This window comes from Tannerella forsythia, from assembly GCF_003860135.1.
In the GTDB taxonomy this organism is placed as follows: Bacteria; Bacteroidota; Bacteroidia; order Bacteroidales; family Tannerellaceae; genus Tannerella; species Tannerella forsythia_A.
The window spans coordinates 29,017-49,797 of the sequence record NZ_RQYN01000018.1; the positions used below are offsets into that span (position 1 = coordinate 29,017).

16 protein-coding genes are annotated in these 20,781 nt (G+C 45.7%); 2 read left to right on the forward strand and 14 right to left on the reverse strand.

All coding sequences use genetic code 11. The features are described 5' to 3' along the window. Window positions 1-6: 6 nt before the first annotated feature. The 4 genes from yajC to EII41_RS06275 all read right to left on the reverse strand — a co-directional run bounded on the left by yajC (window position 7) and on the right by EII41_RS06275 (window position 4,328). Window positions 7-342 (reverse strand): preprotein translocase subunit YajC, encoded by a 336-nt coding sequence (gene yajC / locus EII41_RS06260; protein WP_124789878.1) that lies wholly within the window; start codon window positions 340-342, stop codon window positions 7-9. 78 nt (window positions 343-420) lie between these two features. Beyond that, window positions 421-1,347: a transcription antitermination factor NusB gene (gene nusB, locus EII41_RS06265; RefSeq protein ID WP_124789879.1), complete on the reverse strand. Its 927-nt coding sequence runs from the start codon at window positions 1,345-1,347 to the stop codon at window positions 421-423. Window positions 1,348-1,537: 190 nt separating this feature from the next. Beyond that, window positions 1,538-3,205 carry a formate--tetrahydrofolate ligase gene (locus tag EII41_RS06270; RefSeq protein WP_124789880.1) on the reverse strand — a complete coding sequence of 556 codons (1,668 nt, stop codon included), beginning with the start codon at window positions 3,203-3,205 and terminating at the stop codon, window positions 1,538-1,540. An 82-nt stretch (window positions 3,206-3,287) separates the two neighbouring features. Next, a complete protein-coding gene (locus tag EII41_RS06275) occupies window positions 3,288-4,328 on the reverse strand; it encodes an asparaginase (RefSeq protein ID WP_124789881.1) in 1,041 nt (346 codons plus the stop codon). 240 nt (window positions 4,329-4,568) lie between these two features. Between EII41_RS06275 and EII41_RS06280 the strand changes: the two genes are divergently transcribed. Continuing rightward, window positions 4,569-5,438: a CPBP family intramembrane glutamic endopeptidase gene (locus EII41_RS06280; RefSeq protein WP_185711848.1), complete on the forward strand. Its 870-nt coding sequence runs from the start codon at window positions 4,569-4,571 to the stop codon at window positions 5,436-5,438. A 19-nt stretch (window positions 5,439-5,457) separates the two neighbouring features. Here the strand turns inward: EII41_RS06280 and EII41_RS06285 are convergent, their stop codons facing one another. The 10 genes from EII41_RS06285 to EII41_RS06330 all read right to left on the reverse strand — a co-directional run bounded on the left by EII41_RS06285 (window position 5,458) and on the right by EII41_RS06330 (window position 19,467). Beyond that, window positions 5,458-6,990: a PepSY-associated TM helix domain-containing protein gene (locus EII41_RS06285; RefSeq protein ID WP_124789883.1), complete on the reverse strand. Its 1,533-nt coding sequence runs from the start codon at window positions 6,988-6,990 to the stop codon at window positions 5,458-5,460. A 17-nt stretch (window positions 6,991-7,007) separates the two neighbouring features. Beyond that, window positions 7,008-7,652, reverse strand: a complete 645-nt coding sequence (locus EII41_RS06290) for an HmuY family protein (protein ID WP_124789884.1) — start codon at window positions 7,650-7,652, stop codon at window positions 7,008-7,010. A 47-nt stretch (window positions 7,653-7,699) separates the two neighbouring features. Beyond that, complete coding sequence (locus EII41_RS06295) at window positions 7,700-8,476, reverse strand: class I SAM-dependent methyltransferase (RefSeq protein WP_124789885.1); 777 nt, start codon at window positions 8,474-8,476, stop codon at window positions 7,700-7,702. A gap of 78 nt (window positions 8,477-8,554) precedes the next feature. Further along, window positions 8,555-10,636, reverse strand: coding sequence for a TonB-dependent receptor plug domain-containing protein (locus tag EII41_RS06300; RefSeq protein WP_185711849.1), 2,082 nt, complete (start codon window positions 10,634-10,636; stop codon window positions 8,555-8,557). A 305-nt stretch (window positions 10,637-10,941) separates the two neighbouring features. Next, on the reverse strand, window positions 10,942-11,817 hold the full coding sequence (locus EII41_RS06305; protein ID WP_317615867.1) for a glycoside hydrolase family 16 protein: 876 nt from the start codon (window positions 11,815-11,817) through the stop codon (window positions 10,942-10,944). A gap of 83 nt (window positions 11,818-11,900) precedes the next feature. Then, window positions 11,901-13,433, reverse strand: coding sequence for a SusD/RagB family nutrient-binding outer membrane lipoprotein (locus EII41_RS06310; RefSeq protein ID WP_185711850.1), 1,533 nt, complete (start codon window positions 13,431-13,433; stop codon window positions 11,901-11,903). A 14-nt stretch (window positions 13,434-13,447) separates the two neighbouring features. Continuing rightward, a complete protein-coding gene (locus EII41_RS06315) occupies window positions 13,448-16,813 on the reverse strand; it encodes a SusC/RagA family TonB-linked outer membrane protein (RefSeq protein ID WP_185711851.1) in 3,366 nt (1,121 codons plus the stop codon). Between the two features lie 168 nt (window positions 16,814-16,981). Then, window positions 16,982-17,959, reverse strand: coding sequence for a FecR family protein (locus tag EII41_RS06320; RefSeq protein WP_124789889.1), 978 nt, complete (start codon window positions 17,957-17,959; stop codon window positions 16,982-16,984). Between the two features lie 66 nt (window positions 17,960-18,025). Next, a complete protein-coding gene (locus EII41_RS06325) occupies window positions 18,026-18,502 on the reverse strand; it encodes an RNA polymerase sigma-70 factor (protein WP_260425504.1) in 477 nt (158 codons plus the stop codon). A gap of 251 nt (window positions 18,503-18,753) precedes the next feature. Then, window positions 18,754-19,467 (reverse strand): hypothetical protein, encoded by a 714-nt coding sequence (locus tag EII41_RS06330; RefSeq protein ID WP_124789891.1) that lies wholly within the window; start codon window positions 19,465-19,467, stop codon window positions 18,754-18,756. Window positions 19,468-20,313: 846 nt separating this feature from the next. Between EII41_RS06330 and EII41_RS06335 the strand changes: the two genes are divergently transcribed. Beyond that, on the forward strand, window positions 20,314-20,781 hold a 468-nt coding region (locus EII41_RS06335; protein WP_148091740.1), incomplete at its 3' end, for a hypothetical protein.

Below are 20,781 nucleotides of genomic sequence, written 5' to 3' on the forward strand. Positions count from 1 at the left end.
TGTTTTTTATTTGGTTTGCTGCTGCACGTCTTCCGACGACGCGAACACCGAGTTCTTCTCGACCCGAATCCGCACGCCATCCGACACTTCGAGCAGCATGGACGTTTCGCCCACTTCCTTAATCCTGCCGTGAATGCCTCCGGAGGTGATGACCTTGTCTCCCACCTTCATCGCTTCACGCGCTTTCTGAATATCTTTCTGGCGTTTCTGCTGCGGACGAATCATCATAAAATAGAAGATCGCCACCAGAGCGACCAATAACAAAATATTCATATAACCCGCATTTCCCCCTGCAGGCGATGCGCCGGCCGGCGCCTGTAACAATACGTTGAACAAATTCATATCCCTTTATACATTAAAATAATTGTTTCGGACAAAGATAAAGCAAGTCGGACAGAAAAGCAAACGGAGTATCAAAAATCAGGCTTTGAACAGCAGCTTCTCCTCCGTCAATTCTTGCACGATCGAATCGAGAATACCATTGATAAACGTTCCGCTCTTCGGCGTACTGTATGCCTTGGCCGCATCGATGTATTCGTTAAGAGTTACATTCACAGGGATATTCGGAAAATGCAGCAACTCGGCCATGGCCATCTGCATGATATACAAATCCATGTTTGCCACACGCTCAGATTCCCAATTCCTCAAATGCCGGTCGATACGCTCGCGGTATTCCTCGCCATGCAACAACGTCTTGCGGAAAAGCTGAACGGCAAAAGCCTCATCTTCCTCGTCCTTAAACATCGGCAACAGCTCCTGTTTGCTCCCCTCGGCTTCCTCGAAGCGTTTGATGGTCTTTATCACGAACGTCTGGATGATCTCGATGTCATCGTTCCAGTAGATGCTGATATCTTCGAGCGCATTTTCCAACTCCTCATTCCGGCAAATCAATTTCCGGAATACGGCACGCCAGAACTCGCGATCGTTTTCATACGAGTCTTCCTCACTGTCCTTATATTCGGCATATAGCTCGGAATTCAAGATCAGATCCAGCACATTTTTCACGAAGTCCGTTTCGTTAACCCATGAAACACCGTGCTCCTTAACGTATGCCTGCAACTTTTCGTTGACTTCGATCTGCCGGGCCAACCGATTGTTGACCAGCCGCATATTCGGATTCAATTCCTCTTCGGTGGGGAGATATTTATGCTTTCGCGTATCCAGCCGTCGTTCATGCAGACGGGTCACTTCTACGATCAGCAACAGGAAATAATAGTATAAATCGTACGATCTGCGCAGACTCAAAAGGAGTTCGTTCTCAGCTACTCTCAAATCATTGCTCCCATTCTGATAGTAAGCAAACACGATTTGCAACACTTTTATGCGGATCAAAACCCTGTTTATCATTGTATGAAAGATCTTCTAAACATTCTTTTTTTTCAGACCGCAAAGATAGGCATTCTTTCATCAGAAACAAAAGAAATGCGAGCGGCTTATTGTTTATTGTTTCGTTGTTTGTCTCGTCGGACGCGTTGTTTGTAATCGATACCCGGATAACCTCTCTCATGGTCAATGGTTATCCGGGCAATTTGTTGTATTAGCTCAATCCTTCGATTTCGCCGTTTACGATGTGTATATGTTTGGCCTGAGGCTCGGCCGGCAGTCCCGGCATACGCATCATCTCACCGGCTATAACCACAATAAATTCAGCCCCCCTGTTGATGACCAAATCATTGACCTTAAACCGGAATCCTTTGGCTACGCCATACGCCTTGGGATCGGCCGAAAACGAATATTGGGTCTTTGCCATGCACACCGGCATTTTTTCGAGCGGTGTATCTTTTATCTTCTTGAGTTTCTTTATCGCCTTTTCGCCGAACACGACATCGGCAGCCCCATACGTATTCAAGGCTATCTTCTCGACCTTTTTCTCTATCGAATCGTCATCGTCGTACGTAAACTTCAGCGGTTTCGAAGGTTCATTTTCTACCGCATCCACGAGCTTCCGAGAGAGGTCTTCGGCACCGCTGCCTCCTTCGACAAAGGCTTTATTGACCGCAAAACGTACGCCGCGCTTTTCGCAATATGCTCTGGTAGCTTCGATCTCCGCCTCGGTATCGGTGGGGAATTGATTGAATGCGACTACAACCGTTTGACCAAAAGCAGCCAGATTATCCAGATGCTTCTGTAAGTTCTCGAACCCTTTGGTCAGTCCGTTCAGATCTTCCTCCTTGATTTTCTCAATTGGAGTACCCCCGTGCATTTTAAGTCCCTGAGCCGTCACGACGAGCACAGTCGCTTTCGGTTGCAAACCGCTTTTACGGCATTTTATATTGAAGAACTTTTCGGCTCCGAGATCAGCGCCAAAGCCGGCTTCGGTAATCACATACTCGCCGTAGGTCATCGCCATCTTCGTAGCCAGTATGGAGTTGCAACCATGCGCAATATTGGCAAACGGCCCTCCGTGTACAAATGCAGGCGTGTTCTCCGTTGTCTGCACAAGGTTCGGACTCAGCGCATCTTTAAGCAAGACCGTAATCGCTCCCGCCACACCCAGATCTTTCACCGTAAAAGGTTCCCCCTCGACGGTATATGCAAGCAAAATATCCTCGATACGTCTTTGAAGGTCTTCCAGGTTTTCGGCCAGACATAAGATCGCCATCAACTCCGAAGCGGCCGTAATATCGAAGCCCGACTCCTGTGTCACGCCGTTCGTCAGACCTACCAATCCGGTCACGATATTACGCAGGTTACGGTCGTTCACGTCGAGCACCCTTTTCCAGACCACCTCTTTGATAACTTTATTCTTCCCTTTATTTTGGTAAATATAATTATCGAGCAAAGCGGAAATCGTATTATGCGCCGAAGTGATCGCATGGAAATCGCCGGTAAAGTGCAGGTTGATATTCTCCATCGGCAGCACCTGCGAGTATCCTCCGCCGGCAGCGCCGCCCTTCATTCCGAACACCGGTCCGAGCGACGGCTCACGTAACGCCACAATGGCTTTTTTACCGATACGGTTCAGCCCCAAAGCCAGCCCGATCGAGACAGTAGTCTTGCCCACGCCCGTTTTCGTTGGCGTGATAGCCGTAACCAGAATCAGGTTACTCTTGGCGATCTTCTCCTGATCGAGCAGATCGGAAGGAACTTTGGCCATGTAGCTCCCATAATGGTGAATCGAACTGCGGTCGATGCCGAAACTTTCGGCTACATCTTTTATCTTCTTCAGCGGAGTTTCTCTCGCTATTTGAATATCTGTTTTCATATTTTATGACTATAATTGATGAAATAAACGACAAAGATAATCAATAACACGAGATACCTCCTGTTTCTGTTTTATGTCTTGTTCAAATCGTCACTTCGCCAATGAGCGAGTACTGCATATAGTCACGTACTTCTTTGGGAGTCAACCCTTGTCCCAAAAGGAACATCAGCTTGGTGACGGCGCTTTCCGTCGTGCTGTCATAACCACTCAGCACACCGCATTCGAGCAAGGTACGACCCGCCTCGTAACGATGCATCTCCACACGTCCGCCCGCACATTGCGTCACATTCACGATCGTAATACCACGCTCTACGGCTTCGCGCAACTGCTTGAGAAACCACTCGTCGGTCGGAGCATTACCGCTTCCGAACGTTTCGAGCACGACGCCTTTCAAGTTCGGAATATGCAGGATGGAACGAACGACATCTTCCGATATTCCCGAGAAAAGTTTCAGGATCACCACATGCTTGTCCATCTCGTAATGCGGTTTAAGCGGTTTAACAAGTTGCGGGCGATAGATCAGGTTCGTCTCGTAGCGGATCGTCACGCCGGCGCGAGCGAGTGCCGGGTAGTTGGAGGAATGAAAAGCATTAAAATCGTCGGCATCGATTTTTGTCGTACGATTGCCCCGCATCAACAGATTCTCAAAGAAGATACAGACTTCCGGCACGACCGGTTTTCCGTTCACCTTTGCAGCAGCAATCTCTACAGCCGTGATTAAATTCTCTTTCCCGTCGGTACGCAGCATGTTGATGGGCAACTGTGAGCCGGTCAGAATAACGGGTTTATTCAGGTTCTCGAGCATAAAACTAAGTGCCGACGCAGTGAATGCCATCGTATCCGTACCGTGCAGAATTACGAAACCGTCGTATTTATCGTAGTTTTCGACAATCGTCCGCACCATCTTTGCCCACGATTCCGGCCCAATATCCGACGAATCCAACGGCGGATCGAAAGGAATAAACGATACCGCATGTCCGAGCTTTTTAAGCTCCGGAATATTTTCACGGATATGGCGAAAATCGAATGCTTCAAGCGAGCCGGTTTCAGGATTCTCTACCATACCGATGGTTCCTCCCGTATAAATCAGCAAAACAGATGCTTTATCAAGTTGTGTCATCATTCAAAAAATTAGATTGCAAAAGTAGAAAAAAACCGGACAAAACACGCTGTTGTTCTGAAATATGATTTATATTTGTCCCCGGACTGCGATTGATCGGCCGAAGCATTGCGGATATCCGCCGAAAAAAACGCATCGATGTTGAACAACTTAACTTTATATTACATGACTAATCATTTAGAATGCGTCACTACACAAAAAAACCAGTGGTACTGGTATTTACTCGTGATATTTATTGGTTTTATGGCAGCAAACACCGTTGGTGCCATCCCTCTGTTCTTCGTTTTAATAGCCAGCTGGATACAAAACCCGAAACAACTCACGGATATGAACAGCATCTCGCAAGGAGGTATGATGTCCGGTGTGGATTCGAACCTTTTTTTGGCTTCTATGGCGTTCGCATTTGTCGTACTTTTGGCTACCGTGATATGGATCATCAAAACGTTTCACGGACGGTCATGGACAGAGGTCATTAACGGCACGAAGCGTGTCCGCTGGTCGCGTTTCTTCGTCGGTCTCGCCGTATGGGGAACTCTGCTGATCGTATCGTTTGTTATCAGTTACATGACAGACCCCGACAACTTCGAATTTCGCTTCGAACCCGTACGGTTTATCCTTCTAACGATCATCAGTCTGACGATGATCCCCATTCAATCGTCGTGCGAAGAGTTTGTATTCCGCGGATATCTGGCGCAAGGCGTCGCTTCATGGACAGGCAGCCGCCTTTGGGCGCTTCTGATCCCTTCCGTACTGTTCGCGCTCCTGCATTCGGCCAATCCTGAAGTAGCCAAATACGGCTTTGGAGTGATGATGGCGAATTATTTCCTGATCGGATTGACATTCGGGCTGATCTCGCTGCTCGACGACGGTATCGAACTGGCCATGGGCGCTCATTCAATCAATAACATTTTGGGCTCTATACTGATGACGTACGAGGGATCAGCGCTCCGAACCGATGCGCTGTTTAAAGCCAAGATCATCAATCCCGGCGAAGATTTGTTGGTCAGTATTATTTCCAGCGCTATGTTTATCGCCATCCTCGCGTTCATCTACAAATGGAAATTCGGCATCCTGACACGCCGCGTTCCTCCTCCCTCACCCGTCCTTTCGTAAAGTCTAAAACGGACTACTGTCAAGCGGCCGAAGGCTTTTTGGCAGTAGTCCGTTTCTTGCGATATCGCTTTCGATAAACGATATAGCCGGAAACCGCGATAAAGAGCATGAGCAATCCGGCAAGGAAGATATACCAATCGGTCAAAGCACGCAGGAAGGAAGAGTATAAGCGTCCCACATGCAACTCGAGGCAGACGTTCCAGAACGACATGCGTCCGTCGGCCAAGGCATCCGGCATCGGAACAAAGGCGACTTCTTCTTTCATACACGCACCCTTCGCGTATTCGAACCAGACCTCTCCCTGCGAGAAATCAGAAGAGAAACCGCTCACGGCGTTTTTAAACGACGGGCGTCCGGACGAACGACGAGGCGCGACGGCTTCGCCCGTAAGATAATCGTACACGACCTGCTCACTGATATTCCAGCGATACAATCCGCTGAACGAACCGATCAACCACTCGTCCGCTCCGTTCTTCTGCCAAACCGTTACTCCCATCACGCTCACGGGCGGCGTATTCGTAAGCTTCTGCGGAACGGAACGAAGCGACGAGAGCGCGTAAAAGCCGTCGCCCGAAGAGAGCAGCCAGCCCTGCTGTCGAGCGTCGTAGCGGAGGCGGCGCAATTTGTCGTGCCAAGGGTTATCGCTTTCGAGCGTCGAGCCGGGAAGAGGCTTCACCTGTGCGCGTGCGATCGGTATCAGCAACGGCGGACGCAGAAACATTCCCGTCACGGTGATGATAAGCAGCAGGATAAAAAAGAGATAGCCGAGCTTGGCATGCCACTTGAGCGAGAAAGTCCATGTCTGCTTTAGCTTCGGACTGTTGACGCCCTTTTTCCGGCGTCGTTTGATCGGAATCTTAAACAACGTAATGATCAGGCCCGTGATACAAAGCACGATGACAAGCACACCGACCGTATCGACGACCGTCTTGCCGGCCGTTCCGAAAAGTTCGCCGCTATGCAGCAACCAGAATGTTCTGAAAAGCGACACTTTCGACGTATAGTTTTCCGGCTGCTGCAACTGTATCCGCTCAAACGTGGTGTAGGGAGGCGCTGCTGCATAAATATGCGAACGGGAGACGACGAACAACGTATCGTCTTTCACTTGCACGTCGGTAAAAGCTTCGTGAGCCGTCGTTACCGGTTGCTCTTCCCAACGGTTCGTATTTTCTTTCAAGCGATAAAGGCAGAAGGGCGACACGGCGAAAAGTTCGCCGCCGGCAGTCTGTGTCACGGCACGCAGGTTGCGGTTATCGGCGCCTCGACGCATGCCCTCGGTCAGCGGCTGTGGAGAACGGCCGAGCGTATCGGTCATCCACGCGCCGCTACCGCCGTACATCAACACCCGTCCGCCGCTCAGCGGCAACGTTCCGCCGACGGCGCCGTTGTTCCAGTTCTTATAGCTGTACCGTTCCGGCAGCCACGACCGCGCGACGTCCCACGCGGCAATCGCGCGTCGATGGTTGAGAAACACCCCCGAAACGGCGAACATCAGGACGAAGAACGTAAAAAACAGCCCGATCCATTTATGATACTTGGCAAAGAAACGCATAAAAGTAGCGGACAGGTTTATTCAAACTTCGGGGAACCGTCGGGCTGATACACATAACGGAAGGCTACGTAACCCGATTTTCCTTCCTTGTCGTGAAATCCTTCGACCTGCATCTTCACATATTTCCCGTTGGCCGTCTTTATGACGAAGACATGTTCGCTCATCGTGTACGTGGGCGGCGGTCCGGAAAAGACAATCGCTCCTTTCAGCACTTCGTTCAGTGTCGAAGGGCCCATTTCGGCCTGTCCGCCTTGCAGCAACGTTCCCAGACCGTACATGATGCTGTCTTTCCGGTCGACGATATAGCCGTCTGTCGGAGCCACCTTCACACTCTTGAAAGCCACTTTTCCCATATCGCGTGCGCCGCCTTTTCCTTTGCCCGACGTGCCGCTATTGGTACGGATATTGTTATAACGGTTGAAAGCCACGTCCCAGTCGAGCCGGCCGGCGCGATTTTCTTCGTCGACGCCCTGCACTTCTTTGCCCGATTCGAAGGAGTAATAGACCCAGTCGTTGCCGTAACCGGTTTTGCGGGTCAGCGTATGTTGTTTAACAGCCAACGATAATGGCGTTTCTTTTTGATCTTTGTCGCAACTCGCGAAAAGGAAGGCAGACAGCGCGACGGCTGCCACTTGAATTGATAATAGAATGTATCTGTTCATTTTTGTTACTGTTTATGAATAATAAAATATAGAGGTTCGATCTGTTTTTACTTTTTTACGGCTATCATAGCGATGGCATTCAGATGCTTTTCGTAACAGCGAAACGTATCGCGCATGGCTTTGATACGTCGACGCTCGTGAGGATGTGTAAGAATGTTGAATCCGATCTTTAACGCGCTGCAAAAGCCTTCGTCGTCGATGACTCGCTTCTTCTCCAGCAGGTGCATCGGATTCGTTTCGACGCATACGATTTCAAATCCTTCTTTTTCGAGCGAAGCAGCCCATTCGTTGGCTGTAAGCGGCCTGGCATTTACGTTAATTACCTGTGCCAAGGCTTTCTGAATTTCGCGTTTCATCTCTTCGCCGAGGGAATCGGGCGTAAGTCCCAACTCATGGATGCCGTAATATCCGCCTTTGCGGAGTATACGGTAGGCTTCGCCGATGATTTCGGCCTTTTGCCGGTCGTTCTGCATCGTGAGCATGGCTTCGCCGTAGACCTTATCGGCCGATTCCGCGCCGAGAGCAGAATGGGCGGCGCTTCCTACAATGATTCGCCGGTTGTCGCCGCAAATATTCTTTTGCAACAGGGCAGCGGCCGCTTCATTCAGCTCGATGCCCGTATATGATTTCGGTTGTTTCCTGAGCGCCAGAGCGGCCGTAAAACCCAATCCCGGAGCAAACTCCACTACATCGTCCGAAGGAGAGATATTCAATCCCTCAATCAGTTTGGCGGTCAATTCTTTTCCGCCCGGGCGGAGTACTTTCTTGCCCATCCGGGCTAAGATCCAGTGACCTTGTTGAGTATTCGTATGATGATGATCCATGTCGTTCTTTTTATTTTGAGTAAATCAATCCGTTTTGTTTTCGTTTATGTTTTAATTTTAATCTGCCACGCCGTCGCATTACAACGACCAGTACACGGCCGCAAAAGCGTTTCGTCCCGGGCCGGTATAGGTATTGAAGTTAATGATTCCGGCGCGATAGTCGAACAGATTATCGACGCCCAGCGTCAGACGCGCCCGCTCCGAAAAGCGCCACGTAGCCGACGCATTCCATAAGCTGTAGCCCGGCACACGCGCGGTGTAATACGCTTCCACTTCGGTATGGTTCGGCCGAATCTTTTCCAGCACGCTGTATTTTTTCGAGCCGAGCAGAGTGCCGGATACGTTCAAGACAACATGTTGCTTGCCTATACGAAAAGCATATTCGGCACGCGTTGTTGCGGTAAGCACGCTTTGCGTATTCAGACGCACCCCGCCTCTTCGTCCGGGATGGAGATAATTGACAGTTGCGTATACGAAAAGATTTTTCAGTGGATTGACCCGCACATTCGCATTGGCGCCGGCTAACGTGGTCGAGCTGATATTACGGTAATGCAGTTCGGTCTGGTTGTTCGTCCAGACGCCTTCGATTTTATCGGAAAACAGATTCACGTATCCCGTAGCCACGGCATAGAGATATTCCGAAACATACTCGGCCGAAAGCGAAAAATAATGATTGCGTTCGGGACGCAAGGCCGCGTTCCCGTAAATCATAAACATACCCAAATGATCCCAGTTCATATAAAGCTCCTTCAGATTGGGCGACCGGTATCCGGCGGCATAGTTGAAGCGAAGCGTAAACGGAAAACGTTTAACGATGGCCGCCACCTTAGGCGAAACATTGAATCCGTAAGCGTTATGATAGTCGGCGCGTATGCCTGCAACGACCGAGAAATGTCGCGTCACGCTCCAGTCATCCTGCACATAGAGCGAACCCGAACGTTGGTTGCGTTCCTGATAACGTTCGGCCTCGAACTTGTCGGCATAAAGGCTTTCGTACAGATATTCGACGCCCGTATTGAGAGCATGCTGGCTCCCGACCCGGAACGTATATTGCGCACGAGGCTGCAAAAGACGATGACGATAGATATGTTCCTTCTGTCCCGGAAGCAATTCCAACGCACGGTAACGATTATAATTGTCGGCATAGAGAGAGACTTGAAGGTCGGAGAAATCGCCGAGGCGGTAGACGGCGTTCAGCGATCCGGAAGCGTCGGTATTCTGTTCGTATTTGTTATCGAGCGAAAGATCGTACTTATCCATGGCATAAAGGTTGCCTTTGGCCGAGAAACTCAGCTTCTCGGTAGGCGCGTAAGTGATTGTCTGCGTGAAATTATGTCCGCCGTAGCCCGAGACGAGCGTAGGCATCGTACGCCGCGGCTGGCGGAGCGTATAGTCGTATTCGGGAAAGTATTTCACCACGCTATCGGTATCGAAAAGACGGTATGCATCGGCGCTCTTGTACGAGAGAACCGATTTCCCCGTCCACTTACGCCACTTACCGCCTACGGTAATATCGGCATTAAGGTTCGGGCGATCGGCGTTGCGCTTGTAGACACGCAGGCGGTCATCCTTTTCCACGTCGGTAAAGTTTCGTTCGTACGGTTGCGCCCATTTAGCCGATACGGATACGGAAAACGGCTTCTTCTGCTTGCGGGTGATGATGTTGATTACTCCTCCCATAGCCTGCGAACCGTAAAGAGCCGAAGCGGCGCCCTGCACAATCTCGATGCGTTCTATATTGTTCAGGTCGAGACGTTGATAATCGATATTGTCGCCTGTTTCGCCGGCCATACGTTCGCCGTCGACGAGAAAAAGAATATGTTTTCCGCCGAGTCCCTGCAAATTGATGCTCGTGCCGAAGCCCACTTCGTTGAAAACAAGGCCCGGAATCTCTTGAGTAAGCAAACTCTTTATATCGGACAACCCGCGATCTTCGATCTGCCGAGCCGTTACAACCTGTGTGATAACAGGCGATTGCGAAAGACGCTTAGGCGTACGCGTGGCCGTAACGACTACCTCGTCGAGATTGAACTTATTGATCGCTACCGAATCATCGTCGTTCCCCCATGAGACCGGTTGCTCTTCGGAAAGCCGGGCGACGCCCTGCGATGCATGCCCGGTTATACAGGCAATCAGATAAAAAAGAAATATATATTTCAAAGATGATATACATAACCTAAACATAACCCTACGGTTTTATTTTATTTTGACGGTGCAAAAATAAAATGAGCAAAAAAAATGAACAATCCCCAAAAAAAGGGATACAGCCCATAAAAACAATCCCCCAAAATAGGGAGGAATCTTCTTCGGACGTTGGTGTGTTGAGAGGTTTAATGATTAAATGGCTACAACAGTTACGAGCTTTATATAGACTTTACGCCCTTCGCGGCCAAAGTATAGGGTTGAGTATTGATTTAAGGATCGGACGGTTGATTGGTTTAGTTTTTCGTCCCAAATATTTCTGTTTATTTCAAAGAAGACCCGGCATGAGGTTGCTTCTGATAGACCCGCACATAATCGACATAGAAATGGTGAGGAAATAACGCGTCATCAATTCCTTGCTGTCCTCCCCAATTCCCTCCGATGGCCAAATTCAGGATAAGGTGGAACTTTTTGTCGAAAGGCCACTCCGCAAATCCGGTATTTTCGTTCGTAAAGGTAAAATAATGCTTGTCATCTATATAAAGTCGGTATTCTTTTTCTTCCCACTCAAGAGCATACACATGAAAAGCGGTGGAATTTGTCGGGATAAAGAGCGTCGCGCTTTTCTGTGTTCCCTTGATATGATTATAACGTTGCGTATGGGCCGTACCTACGATATGATCCGGATCATACCCTACGTTTTCCATAATATCGATTTCACCACTGGCAGGCCATGTACCATATTCCGAATCGGTCGGTAACATCCAGATGGCAGACCACGTACCTTTTCCTCGAGGCAGCTTAGCACATATTTCAAAACGTCCGTAAAGCCAGTCACCTTTCCCTTTCGTGATTAAACGAGCCGACGTATACCGTTTGTTCTCGATCGTTTCCAATTGAGCGGTAAGGATAAGGACACCATTCTTCACATAAGCGTTATCGGGGTCGGCCGCCGTATAATATTGCGCTTCGTTGTTTCCCCAACCCCATGCGTTGCCTTGCGTATCGTAGCTCCATTTCGTCGTATCAGGCAATCCTTCGTAGTCGAACTCTTCATTCCACACCAGATTCCATGTCCCCGTCGGAGTAGTAATACGCTGAAAGTCTTCATCCGGTTGTTTTTCCTCTTTCTGTTTGTTACAAGCAAACAAAATGAGAAAGACCATCGTAAACAGATACATTTTATCAGTCATCATCAGAAATAAGCATAAAAAGACGTGCCGGAAGGCTTTCGGAAGTCTCGAAAAGCATCTTCCGACACGACCACACCTCTAATCTATCTTTATTTTAAGTACCATGGCACTTGATTAATTCCGTCATACCCTCCGTACTGCTCATCGATCGCCTTATGATAGTTTTCGGGATTAGCCGTTTGTTCGCTGGTCGGATACATCCATCGTTTGGGATAAGTCGTTTTGTCGTCCGGATTCATACAAGTCGACGGATCAAGCGGATAAGCGGGATAACTGGTGCGTAAAAACTGCGCATAGTTTCCGCCGTTTCCCTGAAAGAAGTCGATCAGCCATCGTTGCGTCCAAATTTGTCGGAGACGCTCTTGCTTCGCCCCGGATACGGCATACGCCGCCGCTCCCGTAAAATAATTATGGATGTAATCTTTGTCGATAGCCATTCCATGGACATGCTCTTTCGTATGCGGAAGATTCATATAATATTCCAACATGGCACGTACCCCTTTCTCGTAATAATCTTTGGCATCGCCTTTGACCCATCCTTCTTCAATCGCCTCGGCAATGATAAAGCATTGTTCCGAATAAGTAAAGATCAGCATGGGTTCTCCGTCCAGATAAAGCGGATAACGTTTATTGATGAGCGAATACATTCCCGCGCTGTTATTGACCGCCAATTTTTCGGCCGATAACTCCGTAGGCGCGCCTTCGTACGCGTCGAACTCCGATTCTTTCTTTCCTTCTTTAATCAATTTCTCGGCCGGCTCGGCAAAATAGAAGAGGCGCCGGTCTTTCAATTGTTTCAGAGCGTCGACACACAACTTCGAGACGGCCGTATACGACCGATGCGTCTCACCATTCCAAAACGGATAGCCGGCATTCGGGTTATCGCTGTAAACAAGTCTGAAATTATCGTCATTACCCTGCATCAGATGACCCGCCGCGACAATGGAGGCGAAGCGTGTTTTCTGCTCGTCGGTAATCTTTCGGCTCAACGTCTGCAAGACTTTCAACTGCATCGCGTTGGAAAGTCTTCTCCATTTCTCGGCATCGCCGTTAAACATCATATCGCCTTCAAACTTCTCTCCTTTAGCAAAGAACTCTTCGGCTTTCCGAAAATCTTCCAGCACTTGTTTAAAAACCTCTTCCTGCTTGTCGTATTTGGGTTTAGTAATCCCTTCATGCGCTTTCCCCGCTTCGGAATAAGGAACATCTCCCATGTTTAATGTGGCGGAAAACCCAAACGAAGCCTTGAGAAACAGCTCTAATCCATTGTATGAAGGCTCCTGTTTCGTACCTTTCGAATATTCCGACATCAAACGCAGATCGGTCAGTCCCGCGTACGCCCCGAAACTGCCGTAAGGCCAGTAAGAATAGAAATATTGCGCCGGGTTCGGGTTGGTGCGCAACAGCGCGATATGCTTATTCATCAGATTCGTACCCTGCTGGAAGTCGTCCGGAACAGGATTCCAGAAACGGTACGTATTTTTCAGAATTTGCGTTGCGAGCATCTCCGGCGAAACTTTATTCGGCTGATCCGGATTTTGATTCATGTCTTCAAAATTATCGCACGAAGCAATCATGCATGAAGCGATAACGACAGCCCATATAGAAATCCAGTTTTTCATTGTCATATCCATGTTTAAAAGGTTAGTTTTATGTTTGCTCCCAGGTATCGGACGGACGGATCGGCAAAATCTTCGTTTCCACCGTCCGGATCCGAATATTTAAAATCTTTAGCCCATAAGAATACGTTCTGTCCGATAAAACTTATCGACGCATTTTTTACAGGTCCCCACTTCTCAAGGAATAATCGCGGCACATGATACGTTAGAGAGACCTCTCGCAGCTTAATAAACGTCTTTGAATAGATATCGGCAGGGCTTGCAGAGCCTCCCCACGCGCTACTGGCGTGCAAATCCTGCATTGCCTGCTTATAAGTCGTATAAATATCGTTCGGGGCATACGTCCGCGTATCGCTTGTAATGTTTCCGTCGGTATCGAACGTAACTTTACCGGATACGACTTTCACCCCTTGTCCCAAATAGTTCAATGATCCCGGATTTTCTACGTCTTTCGCTCTTTCGGGAGTGACGGATTCGGGATGTACGCCCATCTGCCACATATAACTCTCGGTTCGTGTGCCCATTAATCCTCCGACGACTCCATCGAACGAGAGGAACAGCGAAAAATCTTTATACCTCAACGTAGTATGAAAGCCCCATAGCCAATCCGGATCGGAGTATCCCATGACGGATTGATATTTACTTTTCTGAAGACGTCCGTTGTGATAAATATATTCATTCGTTCCCGGAACTTTCATAAAGTCATTGGCTACGTAAGCATCAACACGTTCTCCTTTCTTGATCCATGGTTTTTTAGTAGAGTAGATCGAATCGAGTTGAGTATAGACACGCTTATAAGTAGACCAGTTGAATGCCATATCCCACTGCCATTCCGGTGTTTTTACGGGAGTAGCCGTTACGGAAACTTCCCATCCCCGACGTGAGATTCGTTCTTCCAGATTAACGAAGATATTCGTCATCCCCGAAGCCGGAGATATGCTCGCGTTTTTCAAAAAGTCATACATATTTTTGTCGTAATAGGAGACATCGACCGACAATCTGTTTTTAAGGAAGATACCCTGCATCCCGACTTCATACGTTTGCGACGCGTTGGGACGGACGGAAGCCGGATAAATGGTATGAGGCGCCGAAGCTCCGTTCATATTGTTCCAAGTACCCGTGGTTACGGAAAATCCCTGATTGATGGCGTAAATAGCGGCCGGAGTTTTCGACTGGGTCCATGAACTTCTGATTTTTAATAAATCCAACCATGTTCGGGCCGATTCGGGCAACAATTCGGAAACCACGAAACTTCCCGATACCGAAGGATAGAAATAAGACATATCGGACTTCGGTACGTGAGGACCGGCCAATGTCGAACTCCAGTCGTTTCGTCCGGTTACTTCGGCATAGATCATCTTATTCCAGGCTAGCGCAAGCCGGCCGAAGAGGGAGTTTACCTGTTGTTCCTGCATGCTCTCTCCTATTTTGGGCGGCTTTACCGACGCTTTGAGCGAGAAGAAGCCCGGAGCGAAGATTCCTCCATCCGTTTGAGCGTTGATGTTATCGTCTCTTCTGTAGAATATCGTTCCACCGGCCAGATAATCGACTTCAAGTCGGTCGAAAAGCGTTCGATTTCCCGTAAGCAGGAAATCATTGTTCATACTGAATCCTTGTGTTCGTCCGGTCAGATAAGCACCGGTTTTCGTTCCGTTCCATGTGTACGGATTTCCCGGAATACCGGTGTCGCCTGTCGATACGAACGACCCTCGCGATACTCGAAGTTTCCCGCGGTCGATATAAAAATCCAGCCCCGATCTTACGGTAGCCTTGAGCCATTCCGCGATTTGATAGCTTGCGGACAAATCGGCGTTGAATATATCTCTGGAAACCTCGTTTGTTTTTTCATAACTGTCGAAATACGGATTATTGACCTGATTTCTGTAAGTATAATTCTGTATTTCTCCTTCTTTCAGCCAATAATTGTTTTTATAATCCAGAATATTAAAATCGGCCGAAGAATTGATGAGCAAAGAATACATCGGGTCATATCCTTTATACGAATTGAAGCCCATATTGGGCGATTCTCTTTTCGCATACGACATGTTGGAAGATAATTGAAACTTCCCGAGCTGAATATCTCCTCCTAACGTATAGGAATACTTATTCAGTCGGGAATTAGGATATAAGCCTTTATTCTGAGTCCAGTTAACAGAGCTTCGCAAGGCGATTTCTTTTCCTTTAAAAGATACGTTTACGTTGTTATTCGTGATATATCCTTTTTCAAGAAAGTTCTTAAAGTTATTTTTTCCGACGGGAAGATATTCATAATCGCGATATTCTTTCAGAAATGGGTCCCATTGATTCTGAATCGATCCGTCCATAAACGTACCCCATGATTCGGTCGAATTTTTATCGTACGCGTTATCCTTTCCGCGTCCGTATACGCTTTGTTTTTCGGGAACAGCCAGATAACCGGCCGAAAACAGGGTATGGGTCGTGAAATCGACCGTCACACCGATCTTCCCCGAACTTCCGTTCTTCGTCGTAATTAAAATAGCTCCGTTCGAGCCTCTGAAACCGTAAAGAGCCGAAGCCGTGGCTCCTTTAAGCACGTTGATGGATTCGATATCTTCGGACGAAATATCGCGCAACGTCTTATTGGCATACGCCACTCCGTCGATAACCAGCAGAGGTTCTTCGCCACGAATCGTAATAGACTGAACGACGTTGAAATCCGTCGGATTTTGTACCAGAAGTCCCGCGATTTTTCCGGTAAGTGAAGTACTGACGTCTACCCCCGATACTTTTTGTAAGCTTTCACCGTCGATCTTTTGTACGGCATATCCCAAGGCTTTCTCTTCGCGTTTAATACCTAAGGCTGTTACAACCACTTCGCCCAACACCTTGGTGTCTTCTTCCAAAACAACCTCGAATGAGGTCTTTTCTGCCGTACGAAGCGTCACATCACGATATCCGAGGTAAGATATTTTCAGAATAGCTCCCTGATTGACTTCCAAAGTAAACGACCCGTCCGCGTTACTGATCGTTCCGTTGCCCGATGCGTCCTCTTCTATAATATTGGCCCCGACAACCGGTTCGCCTTGCGTGTCAGTAATATGTCCACGTACAAGTACTTTGTTCGTTTGATTTCTAACTTCTTTTTCAACGAGGGCGATAATCCGATTATTCTTTTCGTAGGTAACATTCGTACCGGCAAGTAATTCACGCATTACGGCGTCGATGCTCGCGTCCGTAACTTGTACGGAACATTTGCGATTCAATACGGTTAATGATTCGCTGTAGAAAAAACGATAATCGCTGACTTTTTCTATTTCGCCAAGCGCTTGTCGCAAAGGTACGTTCTGTACATTTACAGTAATCTGCGAATAGACCGGCAAAACCAAAAACAACGGTACAAGAAAAACAAAAAGCCTTTTCAAACTCCATGTTTTGTTTTTCTTTTGTAATAGATTCTCATTCATAGACAAAAAGTTAAATTAATATGATACAAACCGCTTCAAACGTATAAACTTTGTAAAAACATGTATATAGAATACAGTTTGCTCAAAATTTTACGCTATCGAATCGTTGTATTTAATATTATTTAACTATCCGTCTTTATGATAGAGTATAATAACGGAATCTCTTACGTCATACCTCATCGGCGAAGTTAGCGACAATATATCGAGCGCGTTTTTGATTCCGTTACTCCCGAGTGTTCCTGTGAAACGCATCGGACGGAGCTCTTCCGAAGCCACCCGGATGTTCACATTATAAATCCTCGACAACGTTGCAGCGATGTCGTAATATGTCTGATTATGAAAATAAAGGCTTCCTTTTTTCCATTCGATAAAATGAGATGCCTGCACGCGGTCCGTAACAAAACGCTGTGTTTTTTTATCGAAAAGGATACGCTGATTCACTTGCAGTGTTTTTTCCTGTCCCGAAGCCAGTACTTTTATTTTTCCTTCGAGCAGAACGACCGAAGCTTCTCGATCCGCCTCGTATGAGCGCACATTGAACGAGGTCCCTAAGGCTTGAATAGCAATGGAGGGAGTTTTTACCGTAAAAGGTCGGCGGGCATCGGATTTGACCTCAAAATACCCTTCGCCCTCCAAATAAACGATCCGTTCATTGCGGTCGAACCGATCATTGTAACGGAGTGTAGAGGCGGAATTGATCCAAACTTTACTTCCGTCGGGGAGTATCGCCTCCGCTTTCTCGCCTTTTTGCGTCGTAAAAACGGTGGGAGCCGTATGCCGACTGTCTTCCGACATGAAATAATAGACTGTGATTCCCGAAATCAAAGGCAGTAAAAGAATAGCTGCCCATTGTAGTATTTTTTTACGGTAGGACAGAAAAAAAGAACGTTTTGTTTTTTGTTCGATATCCTGTACAATCGCGCGAAATACTTTTTGTTGCAAATGAGGATGAATAGCATGTTCGGTTTCGGCAAGCCGCTCTTCAAAATAACGTTGTATATCTTTATTGATATACATAATAGCCTGTAATTCTTCGATTTCTTCATCCGATATTTCGTTACGAAGAAATTTTTCAAAAATATCTATGTAATGCCGATCGATCATTTTTCGTTTTCTCCTTTTATATAGTACAGTTTAAGAGCCATATTCCGCTAAGAGATTCGCCTCATCTTATAAAAAAGACAACATCGAGAAAAAGAAAAACAGTTTATCATAATCTTTTTCGCATTGTTCCCGTACAAACTTAGTGGCTAACGTAAGTTGCGTCTCTACCGTACTGACCGAGATCTGCATCATCTCGGCAATTTGTTTAGTTGATAAATCTTTTAACCGGCTCAGAATAAAAATCTTTTTTCGTGCCGGAGGTAATTTCTCCGCTACTTGATGTAAATACTCCTCAAACCATTTTCGATCGATTTCTTTTTCCATATCGCTGTCGCAGAAAGATTTTTCACGCGCTAAATTTTCTTGATAAAGAAATTCGATCGTTTGCCGTTGATATCGATTAAAAAGCATATTCTTTGCGATAGAAGAGAGATAGAAAAGAATCGATTTTTGCGGATTTACCTGCGGATGTATTTCCCATAGCTTCACAAAAGTAGCTTGTAGAATCTCTTCCGCCATATATGAATTACCATGCGAAAGCATGATAATAAAATGATACAGTTTTCCCGCGTATTGTTTATAAATAGCTTCGAAAGCCTCCTTCGAACCATTTTTTAAAGCTTCCAATCTGTCTGTATCACCAGCCATTGAACAGATATGATAAAATAACCCGAATATGACAACCGTTTTTTAGTCGATTCCTACTATCATATTCGGGTAAATGTTTTACATGAAATCATTTAATATCCCACTCCTCTGACAATAGTTCGGTGGAGCTTTCTATCCTCTTCGCTTTATACCAATAGCCCTTTAATCATCTTATACTGCTCCGAAGAATAACCATATTGTGCTTTTACATAGGCTTTGATACGCTGCACACGGTCGTGCAGATTCTCATAAAGCGCCAGACGTTTTGCCTTTACGGTTTTAAGATCGCTGATATACTTCGCGACCAAGTTGTTCAGATTCGTAGCCTCTTGCGAAAGCGTTTTCAATGAATCGACTGTAAGTTTCGTATTCGACGGATTATAGCCGGTTAACTCATTCAAGATCGTAATGATATTGTTAAAACTCTGAATCAATGACCCGAACGATTGTTCCGAACGGCTGATGGTTTTCGTCTCCGGCTCTATGGTCGGATCTTTCGGTGCTTTTGGAACTCTGATACTGCGCATTTTCTTTATATATGCCTTAATTGATTCTAACTCGAGGGAATCTTTTCCGAACTGTGCTTCAACTGCTCCGCTAATCGACGGAAGAAGTCTCATTATAGACAAATCCGCATCATGATACATTTGTATCCGTTTTGTTACTGCTCCTTTGTAGAGTTGCTGCATATGAACGACTTCAGCATTCGATGCGATGATCTGGTTTAGTAAATCATTCATTCCGCCGATTGACTCCTCGGGTCTGGGCGGATTATATCCGTCGAATTGCCCGATGTAATGTACTAAATCTTGTGCCTTGCGCAACTTTGCGCCAAAACCTACTTCTGAATAGTTTGCCATCGTCACTTAAATTTAAATGTTTAACAAATAATGAATTATCTTTTCCGCTTCAAATATAATACATTATTATCAGAAAAAATCACCAAACCCCAATATTTAATTATATTTAACCATTTCATATCCATTTATATTTATATAAAGAGAGCCTACATCTGCCTTTTTACCCCTTTAAACAATTGTTTATCTATACTTTTCAATTATTTGTCATATTTCGATATACGAATTTATTCCTACCGGCTTTATTTCTCTTTACAGAAGTATAATTCTAAAATATGCTCAACAAGTTTCAGAACAATGTAAATAAATTATTCAACAATACACTTTATGAAGCAAACAATGCCTCTGATTTGTAAAAAACAATAAATGATAAGAGGAGACTTGTTAATAAGAATACAAACAATACACTTTATGAAGCAAACAATGCCCCTGATTTGTAAAAAACAATAAATGATAAGAGGAAATTTGTTAATAAGAATACAAACAATATACTTTATGAAGCAAACAATCTCTCTGATTAGATAAACAATATACTTTATCTTATCCATAATCTGTTCAATCATGCCCATACACGAATTAATTAAAGGAAAATAGCTCTCAATCAAATCTCCTCCTTCCTTTATCTCCTTCAAAGTCTCTCTAAACAGATAAAAATAGCAATCTATCGTTTGAGAAAAGAAAACAAGGATAGAAAAAGTAAGGGTATTTTATCCGGAAAAGAGGTTGGTTTGTGCACAAGTATAGTATTAAGCAATGTACTTTTTAAATTTCAATAAAGAAATATTTTTTATTTCAAAAAAACACACCATCTTTGCAGAGATAAGTTATAAATTTAAAAATAAAACAAACATGGAAAAAATTGCATTTATACTTGAAGGAAAAGCAAATAAAGGAAAAACTTCAACTATCAAAGAGGTTGTGGAAATAATTAACAATAAGAATAATATAGCCTTAATTGAAAAAATCAAGGAAGACAATTCATTAGAAAAAGTTGATATAAAAAAGGCTTTAGAACCTTATGATATCAGTCTTATTATTCATCTTAATATTGGTGATAATAGAATTAGAATTGGAATTGAAAGTAAAGGAGACCCTGATGATAATAATAAAGAAAAACTTCTTAGCAGTTTAGAAAAATTCAAAGAAAAAGAATGCGATATCATCCTTTGTGCAATAAGAGATTCTAGTAATGAAGCATCTCACAAACTATATAAAAATGTCAATATAATACTTGGTAATGTGGATATAGAAGTAAAACTTAGTGACACAAAAATTAAAATAGAATTTGATTATGAACATTTTAAAACAATATTTGGT